The following is a 9,501-nucleotide window of genomic DNA, read 5'->3' as shown; positions in this document are numbered from 1 at the left end:
GGGGGGGTGGCGGTGGACGCCCCGCCCGGGGGGGGGGCGCGGGACACCCCCGACCCCGCGCCGGCGGGCACCGCGTATTTGCGGGCCGGCGCGGCGCCGGTGCTGCCGGGCGCCGCGCCGTGGCTGAGCGATGCGCTCGCGCAGGCGGGCGAGCCGCCTGCCTCCGGCTGCGCCGGAGCGGGCCCGCAAGCGGCCCCGGCGAGCGCGCGCCCCCCGGCCAGCGCCACGCTTGGGGCGGGCGGCGCCGGGCCGCTGCGCTACCACCGCGTCGACCTGGTGCTCGGGCTTGGCTGCGCGCGCGGCTGCGCGGCCGCGGAGATGCGCGCGCTGGTGGACGAGACGCTGGCGGCGGCGGGGCTGGCGCGCCAGGCGGTGGCCTGCGTCGCCTCGCTGGATCTGAAGGCAGATGAACCGGCGATGATCGAAACCGCCCGGGCGCTGGGGGCGCCGCTGCGCCTGTTCGACGCGGCGACGCTTGAAACCCAGGCGTCGCGCTTGGCCAACCCGTCGGAGGTGGTGTTCGCCGAGGTCGGCTGTCACGGCGTCGCCGAGGGCGCGGCGCTGGCCGCCGCGGGGCCGGAATCCGACCTGATCGTGGAGAAACGCAAGACCGCGGGCGCCACCTGCGCCGTTGCCCGGATCGCCGCGGCGAAGGCCGGCGCGGATGGTCAGGACCGCGTAGGGCGGATCCCGATCCGCCATTGGGCCCCGGATGCGGGGCGCGGGCGCGGAAAGGTCAGTCTCGTGGGCATCGGCCCGGGGCAGGCGGCGTGGCGCACGCCCGAGGCCTCGCGGCTGATCGCCGAGGCGGATGAACTGGTGGGCTACGGGCTCTATATCGATCTGCTCGGGCCGCTCGCCGCGGGAAAGCCGCGCGCCGATTTTCCGCTGGGCGGCGAGGAGGCGCGCTGCCGCCATGCGTTGGAGCGCGCGGCGGCCGGGCGCGACGTGGCGCTGATCTGCTCGGGCGATGCGGGGATCTACGCCATGGGGGCGCTGGTGTTCGAATTGCTGGACCGGCCCGAAGGCCAGGGCGGGGTGTCGGACGCGGCGCGCCGCGTGGAGGTGATCTCGGCCCCCGGGGTGTCGGCGCTGCAGGCGGCGGCGGCGCGCGCCGGGGCCCCGCTGGGGCATGATTTCTGCGCCATCTCGCTCAGCGACCTGCTGACCCCGCGCGCCACCATCCTGCAACGGCTGAAGGCGGCGGCGGAGGGGGATTTCGTCATCGCCTTCTACAACCCGGTGTCGCGGCGGCGGCGGGATCTGCTGGCCGTCGCGCGCGACATGCTGCTGGCGCATCGCCCGGCGGACACGCCGGTGCTGCTGGCAAGCTCGCTGGGGCGGGCGGAGGAAAGGCTGGTCTACCGGCGGCTCGACGCATTGCGGGTCGACGAGGTGGACATGCTGACGGTGGTGCTGGTGGGATCCTCGCAATCGCGGCTGGCGCGGCTGGGCGAGGGGCCGCGCATGTACACGCCGCGCGGCTACGCCAAGCGGATCGACGCGGGGCGCGCTGGCGCGGGGCGCGCCGCGTCGTGAAGCGGCCCATGAGCACCCCGATCCTGCTGCTGGCGGGCGCGGCGTCCTTCGCCATCCTGTATTTCCAGCCGTGGAAATCCGATGACGCGGGCGCCGGCAGGGCGCTGTTCGCGGCCAATTGCGCCGGCTGCCATGGCGCTGACGCCGGCGGCGCGGCAGAGGGGCCGCCGCTGACCCGTCGGACCGATGCGCCCGGTCCGCTCGACGACGCGGCGTTCCGGCGGGCGGTCGGGCGCGGCAGCGACCGGCTGCGCTGGAAGCTCGGGCCCATGGCGGCGATGCCCGGGATCGACGACGCGGACCTTGCCCTGATCATCGCCCATGTGCGCGGCCTGCAACACCAAAACGGGATCGAATGACGTCATGAAAGTCTGGTTCATCGGCGCCGGCCCCGGCGACCCCGATCTGATCACCGTGAAGGCGCTGCGGCTGATCAAGGCCTGCCCGGTCTGCCTTTACGCCGGGTCGCTGGTGCCCGAGGCCATCGTCGCCGCCGCGCCTCGGGGGGCGCTGGTGCGCGACACCGCGTCGATGACGCTCGACGAGATCATCGCCGAGATCGCCGCGGCGCGGGATCGCGGCGAGGACGTGGCGCGGGTGCATTCCGGGGATCCGTCACTATACGGCGCCATCGCCGAGCAGATCCGCCGACTTCGCGCGCTTGGCATGGATTTCGAGATCATCCCCGGCGTGCCCGCCTTCGCCGCCGCCGCCGCCGCGCTGGGGCGGGAGCTGACGGTGCCGGAGGTGGCGCAGACGGTGATCCTCACCCGCACGGCGATGAAATCATCGTCGATGCCCGAGGGCGAGGATCTGGAAATCCTGGGGCGCAGCGGCGCCACGCTGGCCATCCACCTGTCGATTCGCAACCTGCGCGAACTGGAACGCAAGCTGATCCCGCTTTACGGCGCCGACTGCCCGGCGGTGGTGGCCTACCGGGTGGGCTGGCCGGACCAGATGCTGATCGAGGGCACGCTGGGCGACATCCGCAAGCAGGCGCGCGCCGCGAAGATCACGCGCACGGCGCTGATCCTGCTGGGCCCGGCGCTGGGGGCGGCGCAGTTTCGCGACAGCGCGCTTTACGACGGCGCCTTCCCGCATGTGCTGCGGCCCGAGGCGCGGGGCTGAGCCGCGATTCGGCGGTTTGGCGGATTGGCCGCCAGCGGCGGTCGTGATAGGCTTGGCGCGGCATTGATGGCGCGGTGATCGCGCCGGGGTTGGGCGATGACATTGAAAGACGGGCTATCGGTCCTGGAGACCGCGTTCAACCTGGCGATCAAGACCGCGATTCTGCTGGTGTTCGTCGCGGTGCTGTTCGCGCCGCGCGACCAGATCTGCAAGCCGCGCGAGGGCGACCAGCGCCGGGAGGGCGTGCTGGGCCGGGTGCTGGCGGTGATGGAGGGGTTCGATCTGTTCGGCGTCGGCTACAAGCGCGAACTGTGCGTGGTGAGCCGGGATCTGGACAAGACCGTCGCGGCGGTCAGCGAGACCGACGCGGCGCTGGCGCAGCTGCTGCAGGCGCAGGCGCGGCTGGTGAGCGAGAACAAGCAGTTGCGCGTGGCGCTGGCCGATGTCCAGGCGCGACCGGCGCCGGCGTTGCCGCCGTCGTCGGCCGGCGGCGGGACCCCGGGCGGGGTGGCGCTGGGGGGGCTCGTCGGCCAGGGCGCGCGCGATGACGCGCCGCAGGCTTACGTGGAGGTGCCCGCCGCCGTGGTGAAGCCCCCCGACGCCTATGCGGACCTGCGCGCCAGCAATTCGCGGCTGATCGCCGGAATCGACGAGACCATGCAGCAGACCCAGCGGGTGCTGGCGCCCTCGGCGACCGCCGGGCGCGAGGGCTGGCTGGTGGTGGCCGGCGCCGATCGCGACGCGGCCAGCGCCGCCGACGAGGGGCGGCGGCTGGTCGGGATCGGGCTCGGGGCGCCGCTGCTGCTGCGCAAGGATGGCTGGATCCGCGCCGCGGCGCTGTTTCCCACGCGCGCGGCCGCCGAGGCGGCGCTGCCGAAGATCCGCGAGGCCACCGGGCGGCTGCCCTATCTGCGCGATTTCGCCCAATGGTGCCCGTCGCCGCTGCCCGACGCCGCCGCGGCGATCGAGGGCCGCGACGGGGTCGAGGCCCTGGTTTGCCAATGACGCAAGTCCCGCCGCGCCGACCCGCGCGCCCATTCCGGAGCCCACCCATGGTTGTTCGATTTTGCCGCCTCGTCGGGCTCGTCCTGCTGCTGCTTGGCGCGCCGCTTGCCTGGGCGCAGGACGCGCCCGACGCGCCGCCGCCGCGGCTGCCGGAGAATGTGGTTTCGCCCGATGTTTCGGTCGAGGAGCTGATGCTGCGGATCAACCCGCTGACCCGCGACGAACTGGCCCGCGCCGCCGCGATCTGGCGCGCCATCGTCAAGAAGAAGACCGAGCAGGTGGTGGAGGACGAGGTGCGCATCCTGTCCTCCAAGACCGAATCGCGCGGGGCCGAGGAACAGGCGGCGCGCAAGCGGCTGGCCAAGGCCACCGTCGAGCGCGCTGCGCTGTTCGCCAAGTATTCGGTGGTGATCGACGCCTGGGCCAGGAAGGGCGGCGACGAGGCGGCGGTCGAGGAATATCGGCTGTATCGCGATTCGATCCTGCTGGAGGAGGCGCGCACCGCCGACGCCGAAACCCTGTCGCGCCGCGCGCTCGACTGGCTGGCGGACCGCAACGGCGGGCTGAAGCTGCTGCTTGACGCGGCCGTCATCGTCGCGGCGCTGTTCGGCCTGTTCTTGCTGGCGCGTCTGGTGCGGCGCTTCGCGCGCAAGGCGCTGGGGCGGGTGCCCAACCTGTCCATGCTGCTGCAGGCGTTTCTGGTGATGGTCGTCTACTGGCTGACCATCGCCACGGGGCTGATGGTGGTGCTGTCGGCGCTGGGGGTGGACGTCACGCCGCTGTTCGCGCTGGTCGGCGGGGCCTCCTTCATCATGGCCTTCGCCATGCAGGAAACCCTGGGCAACCTGGCGGCGGGGCTGATGATCATGATCAACCGGCCCTTCGACGTGGGCGATTACGTGGATGTGGGCGGGGTCTCGGGCACGGTGAAAAGCGTGTCCATCGTGTCGACCAAGGTGACCACGCCGGACAATCAGGTGATCGTCATCCCCAATTCCAGCGTCTGGGGCAATGTGATCACCAACGTCACCAGTTCGGCCACCAGACGCGTGGATCTGGTGTTCGGCATCGGCTATGGCGACAGCATCGAGGACGCCCAGCGCATCATGGCCGAGGCGGTGGCCGCGCATCCGCTGGTGCTGGCCGATCCCGAGCCCAACATCCGGGTGCACGAACTGGCCGACAATTCGGTGAATTTCATCTGCCGCCCCTGGGTGCGGAGCGAGGATTACTGGTCGGTCTACTGGGATCTGACGCGCGCGGTGAAGGAACGCTTCGACGCCGGCGGCGTGTCGATTCCGTTCCCGCAGCGCGACGTGCATCTGCACCACGCGACGCCCGCGCCCCAAGCCGCGCTGGCGGCGGGGGCGGCGGTCAGCGTCCCCGGGCAGGGCGCGGAGGCGGTGAACGACGAGGGTGCGGACCAGGGCCCCGAGGGCGGCGCGGAGGGCGGCGCGGAGGGCGACGAAGACGCGCGGTGAGGCAAACAATCGCGGCGGCGCGCGCATGACCCGCGAGGATTTCGACGCCCATTGCGCGGCGCTGCCCGCGACCGCGCATGTGGTGCAGTGGGGCGGGGCCTCGGTCTGGAAGGTGGGGGGCAAGATCTTCGCCATCTGCGCGGCCTGGGGCGGCGGCGCGCGCGGCGTCGGCGGCGATTGCGTCAGCTTCAAGTGCAGCGATCTCGCCTACGAGGTGCTGACCCAGCTGCCCGGCATCGTCCCCGCCCCCTACCTTGCGCGCGCCAGATGGGTGCAGCTGCGCGACCCCGGCGCCATGAGCGAGGCCGAGACCCGCGCCCATATCGACGCCGCCCACGCCATCGTCGCGGGCAAGCTGACCCGCGCGGCGCGCGCCCAACTGGGGCTGTAGGGCGGCGTCAGGCGCGGGCGGGGCGCCTCACCACCAGCGCGCGGGTTTTTCCGCGAAGCCGGCGGCGCGCTCCAGCGCGAAGGCCGCGTTCAGCATCTCCGCCTCGCCCCAGGGCTTGCCGATGATCTGCAGGCCCAGCGGCAGCCCGCCGGCGTCGAGCCCGGCGGGCACCGAGACCCCGGGCAGGCCGGCGAGGTTCACCGTGACGGTGAACACGTCGTTGAGATACATCCGGATCGGGTCCGCGTCGGCCATGTCGCCGATCCCGAAGGCCGCCGAGGGGGTCGCCGGGGTCAGGATCGCGTCGACGCCGCTGGCGAACACGTTTTCGAAGTCGCGCTTGATCAGGGTGCGGACTTTCTGGGCGCGCAGGTAATAGGCGTCGTAATAGCCGGCGCTCAGCACATAGGCGCCGATCATCACCCGGCGCTGGACCTCGTGGCCGAAGCCCTCGGCGCGGGTCTTTTCATAGAGATCGGTGATGGCGTCGTCGGCGCTGAGATCGGCGCGCCGCCCGTAGCGCACGCCGTCGTAGCGGGCGAGGTTGGACGAGGCCTCGGCCGGGGCGATCACGTAATAGGCGGGCAGGGCGTATCGGGTATGGGGCAGCGAGACCTCGACGATCTCGGCGCCCGCGTCGCGCAGCATCTCGGCGCCGCGATCCCAGAGCGCGTCGATCTCCGGCGGGATGCCGTCGAGGCGGTATTCCCTGGGGATGCCGATCTTGCGGCCGCGGACGTCGCCGCTCAGGGCGGCTTCGAAATCCGGCAGGGCGCGGTCGGCGCTGGTGCTGTCCCTGGGGTCGTGCCCGGCCATGGCCTGCAGCATGATGGCGGCGTCGCGCACGGTCTTGGCCATGGGCCCGGCCTGGTCCAGCGACGATGCGAAGGCGACGATGCCCCAGCGCGAGCAGCGCCCGTAGGTGGGCTTCACCCCGACGATGCCGGTGAAGGCGGCGGGCTGGCGGATCGAGCCGCCGGTGTCGGTGCCGGTGGCCCCGAGGCACAGATCCGCGGACACCGCCGAGGCCGATCCGCCCGACGATCCGCCCGGGGTCAGGGGCTTGTTGGAGCCGCTGGAGCGCCAGGGGCTGATCGCCGGGCCGTAGCAGGAGGTCTCGTTGGACGAGCCCATGGCGAATTCGTCCATGTTCAGCTTGCCGAGCATCACCGCGCCGTTCGCCCACAGATTCGCGGTGACGGCGCTTTCATAGGGCGGGCGGAAATCCGCGAGGATGTTGGAGCCGGCCTGGGAGCGAACGCCCTTGGTGCAGAACAGGTCCTTGACGCCCAGCGGGATGCCGCAGAGCGACGGCGGCGGGGCGGACGCGTCGCCCTGCGCCAGCCGCGCGTCGGCGGCGTCGGCCATGGCGCGGGCGCGTTCGGGGGTTTTCTCGGTGACCGCGTTCAGGGCGTCGGCGGCGTCGATGGCGGCGAGGCAGGAGTCGGTGATCTCGCGGCTGGTGAGGTCGCGGGCGCGCAGGCGGTCGCGGGCCTCGGCGATGGTGAGACGGCTGAGCTCGGGCGAGGGGGTGGGCATGGGAAATGGCCTCCGGCGGCGCGGCCCGGACCCGGGCGGGACGAGGTGGTGCGGTTGGCCGAGGGTTTAGCCGGGCGGCGCGGGAGGGGCAAGGGATTGCGCGCCCGGCGGCGGCCTTCGCGTCCATGCGGAGCGCGGCTGCGCCGCGCATTCCTCTTGCTGACTGGCGCGTGGGGCCGGCGTTCCGCCCCGCGCGCCGGACGATGCGCCAGCATCGGGCGGTGGCGGGGGCGGGGGCGGGCCTGGGCCCCCATGGCGCGCGTCCCGCCGCAGGCGGGTCGGGCGTCGAGGGGTGGGCGCGCGGCGTTGCGGCTGGTTGCCTGGATCTCGACCTGGCGGGCGGCGTGGACGCGGCGCCCGGGTTTTCAACGGCGCCGCCGGCGGGTGTCGAGAACGACTATTCGACGACTTTGGGGACCGCGAAGAACCCCTCGCGGGAGGCCGGGGCGTTGGCGAGGATCTGTTCGCGGATATCGCCTTCGGTCACCACGTCCTTGCGGCGCTTCAGCGCCATGGGGGTGACGGAGGTCATGGGCTCGACGCCCTCCACATCCACCTCGTTGAGCTGTTCCATGAAATCGAGGATGCCCGAGAGTTCCCTGGCCAGCGGCGCGAGGTCGGCCGCCTCGACCCGGATGCGGGCGAGATGGGCGACGCGGCTTGCGGTGTCCCTGTCGATGGCCATCTGGCGGTGTCCTTGTTCCGGTCCCGGTCGGTTGTCGTGTCGGTTGACGCGTCCGGCGCCGTTCTAGCCGCGCGCCGGCGATCGCGCAAGTCGCCGGGCGCGCGCGAGGGGGTCGATCTGGCGGCGGACCGGGCCTAGCATGGGCGGCGCAAGCGATCGAAAAAGGGGAGACGCGCAATGAAAATCACCTGGCTGGGCCATTCGGGGTTTCGCATCGAGATCGGCGATCAGGTCCTGCTCGTCGATCCCTGGCTGCGGGGCAACCCGATGTTCGACGAGGCGCGGTTCGACGCGGCGATCGGGGGCGCCACCCATGTGCTGGTCAGCCATGGCCATGGCGATCACAGCGGCGGCGCGGCGGAGATTTCGAAGGCGACCGGCGCGCCGGTGGTGGGGATCTACGACCTGATGGAGCATGTGCGCGAGACCGAGGGCGTCGAGACCATCGGCTTCAACAAGGGCGGCACGGTGGCGCTGGGCGACGTGGCGGTGACCATGGTGTCGGCGACGCATTCGTCTTCGGCGCCGGGGCTCGGCTATGCCGGGACCGAGGCGGGGTTCATGATCGCCGGCGAGGGCCGGGTGATCTATTTTTCAGGCGACACCGACGTGATGGCCGACATGGGGGTGTTTCAGGCGCTGCACGCGCCGGATATCGGCATCCTGTGCTGCGGCGGGCATTTCACCATGGACATGAAGCGGGCGGGCTATGCGGCGAAGACCTTCTTCGATTTCAAGACCGTGATCCCCTGCCACTACAAGACGTTTCCGCTGCTGGCGCAGGACGCCTCGGCCCTGGCGGCGATGCTGCCGGGCGTGGATGTGCGCGAGCTGGAGGTGATGGCGCCGACGGATTTCTGACATGGCCGAATCGGGGCCGCCCGCCGATTGCGGGGGGCGGCGCGCCGGATTCGGCGGTGCTCAGGCGCGGCGGCGGATCAGGCCGAAGACGCCGAGCGCGGCGGCCAGCAGCGGCAGCGTCGCCGGGATCGGGACCACGGCGGGGCCGCCGCCCTGACCCAGAACGCCGTCGAAGGTGATCTCGCTGAGAAACAGCCAGCTGTTGCCGGGCGTCTGACGGCTGAAGACCTGCAGGTCAAAGGCCGAGCCGGTCAGCCCGCCCACGTCGATGGTGTAGGAATTGGGATCGCCGCTGGCGGCGTCGGGGATCGATTCGGCGGCGCCGAGCCCGCCCGACAGCCCGAAGGCGGCGCTTGCCGGCGGCCTGACCCCGCCGATGCCGTTGGCGTCGTCGAAATACAGCGTGACGCTGTCAACGGTGACGGCCTGGGCGAACAGGAAGCTGATCACCGGGTCGATGGAGTTCCAGCCCACATAGGGGCCGTTGCCCGGCGGCTGTTCGACGATGAACCAGTTGTCCGTGGCGATGACGCCGTCGGTCAGGTCGCCGAGCCCGCCGGTCAGGGGGGCGAGCGACGAAGTGACGTTCCCGGCCCCGGTATAGGTTTCGTCCCAGTATTGATAGCTGCCGGTCTCGCCGTTCAGCATGTCGTAGCTCGACGGCGCCAACGGGCTCGCCGTCGCCTGGCCGGCCAGCAGCGCGGCGCCGGCCGCGCGCGCAAGGCATTTCGCATACGTTTGCATCTTCACCCCCATGATTTCATCACCCCCATGCCGCGCGTCCGAAAATCGGAATTTTCAGGCGCGCCACGATTCAACAAGACCGCAATGCAATGAAATTACCGTGAATTCGCCACGCGGGGGAGCGCCGC

At 71.8% G+C, this 9,501-nt stretch carries 10 protein-coding genes; 7 read left to right on the top strand and 3 right to left on the bottom strand.

The features are described from left to right. The 6 genes from cobJ to AC1HC7_RS00415 all read left to right on the top strand — a co-directional run. A partial coding sequence (gene cobJ / locus AC1HC7_RS00440) for a precorrin-3B C(17)-methyltransferase (RefSeq protein WP_479498543.1) occupies positions 1–1,539 on the top strand: 1,539 nt, incomplete at its 5' end. Between the two features lie 8 nt (positions 1,540–1,547). Continuing rightward, positions 1,548–1,898, top strand: coding sequence for a c-type cytochrome (locus tag AC1HC7_RS00435; protein ID WP_479495264.1), 351 nt, complete (start codon positions 1,548–1,550; stop codon positions 1,896–1,898). A 4-nt stretch (positions 1,899–1,902) separates the two neighbouring features. Further along, positions 1,903–2,667: a precorrin-4 C(11)-methyltransferase gene (gene cobM, locus AC1HC7_RS00430; protein WP_479495265.1), complete on the top strand. Its 765-nt coding sequence runs from the start codon at positions 1,903–1,905 to the stop codon at positions 2,665–2,667. A gap of 96 nt (positions 2,668–2,763) precedes the next feature. Next, the gene (locus AC1HC7_RS00425; protein WP_479495266.1) at positions 2,764–3,672 is read left to right on the top strand and encodes a hypothetical protein; all 909 of its coding nucleotides are present in this window, start codon (positions 2,764–2,766) and stop codon (positions 3,670–3,672) included. Between the two features lie 47 nt (positions 3,673–3,719). After that, on the top strand, positions 3,720–5,153 hold the full coding sequence (locus tag AC1HC7_RS00420; RefSeq protein ID WP_479498542.1) for a mechanosensitive ion channel family protein: 1,434 nt from the start codon (positions 3,720–3,722) through the stop codon (positions 5,151–5,153). Between the two features lie 25 nt (positions 5,154–5,178). Then, positions 5,179–5,544 carry an MmcQ/YjbR family DNA-binding protein gene (locus AC1HC7_RS00415; RefSeq protein WP_479495268.1) on the top strand — a complete coding sequence of 122 codons (366 nt, stop codon included), beginning with the start codon at positions 5,179–5,181 and terminating at the stop codon, positions 5,542–5,544. Between the two features lie 27 nt (positions 5,545–5,571). On the opposite strand, the gene gatA is transcribed toward AC1HC7_RS00415, so the two are convergent. Continuing rightward, complete coding sequence (gene gatA / locus AC1HC7_RS00410) at positions 5,572–7,083, bottom strand: Asp-tRNA(Asn)/Glu-tRNA(Gln) amidotransferase subunit GatA (RefSeq protein WP_479495269.1); 1,512 nt, start codon at positions 7,081–7,083, stop codon at positions 5,572–5,574. A 397-nt stretch (positions 7,084–7,480) separates the two neighbouring features. Beyond that, positions 7,481–7,768 (bottom strand): Asp-tRNA(Asn)/Glu-tRNA(Gln) amidotransferase subunit GatC, encoded by a 288-nt coding sequence (gene gatC / locus AC1HC7_RS00405; protein WP_479495270.1) that lies wholly within the window; start codon positions 7,766–7,768, stop codon positions 7,481–7,483. 177 nt (positions 7,769–7,945) lie between these two features. Here gatC and AC1HC7_RS00400 point away from each other — a divergent pair, with 177 nt between their 5' ends. After that, on the top strand, positions 7,946–8,629 hold the full coding sequence (locus AC1HC7_RS00400; RefSeq protein ID WP_479498541.1) for a metal-dependent hydrolase: 684 nt from the start codon (positions 7,946–7,948) through the stop codon (positions 8,627–8,629). Positions 8,630–8,689: 60 nt separating this feature from the next. Here the strand turns inward: AC1HC7_RS00400 and AC1HC7_RS00395 are convergent, their stop codons facing one another. Next, positions 8,690–9,373, bottom strand: coding sequence for a hypothetical protein (locus tag AC1HC7_RS00395; protein WP_479495272.1), 684 nt, complete (start codon positions 9,371–9,373; stop codon positions 8,690–8,692). Positions 9,374–9,501: the final 128 nt, after the last annotated feature.

The sequence above is a fragment of the Oceanicella sp. genome (genome assembly GCF_056449545.1).
Note: the sequence above shows the minus strand (reverse complement) of the source record. Positions and strands in the feature narration are given on the sequence as shown.

Bases quoted from the DNA above. Each gene is read 5' to 3' on its own strand.
- AC1HC7_RS00435 (WP_479495264.1), top strand. From the start codon at position 1,548: ATGAGCACCCCGATCCTGCTGCTGGCGGGCGCGGCGTCCTTCGCCATC.
- cobM (WP_479495265.1), top strand. From the start codon at position 1,903: ATGAAAGTCTGGTTCATCGGCGCCGGCCCCGGCGACCCCGATCTGATC.
- AC1HC7_RS00425 (WP_479495266.1), top strand. From the start codon at position 2,764: ATGACATTGAAAGACGGGCTATCGGTCCTGGAGACCGCGTTCAACCTG.
- AC1HC7_RS00420 (WP_479498542.1), top strand. From the start codon at position 3,720: ATGGTTGTTCGATTTTGCCGCCTCGTCGGGCTCGTCCTGCTGCTGCTT.
- AC1HC7_RS00415 (WP_479495268.1), top strand. From the start codon at position 5,179: ATGACCCGCGAGGATTTCGACGCCCATTGCGCGGCGCTGCCCGCGACC.
- gatA (WP_479495269.1), bottom strand. From the start codon at position 7,083: ATGCCCACCCCCTCGCCCGAGCTCAGCCGTCTCACCATCGCCGAGGCC.
- gatC (WP_479495270.1), bottom strand. From the start codon at position 7,768: ATGGCCATCGACAGGGACACCGCAAGCCGCGTCGCCCATCTCGCCCGC.
- AC1HC7_RS00400 (WP_479498541.1), top strand. From the start codon at position 7,946: ATGAAAATCACCTGGCTGGGCCATTCGGGGTTTCGCATCGAGATCGGC.
- AC1HC7_RS00395 (WP_479495272.1), bottom strand. From the start codon at position 9,373: ATGCAAACGTATGCGAAATGCCTTGCGCGCGCGGCCGGCGCCGCGCTG.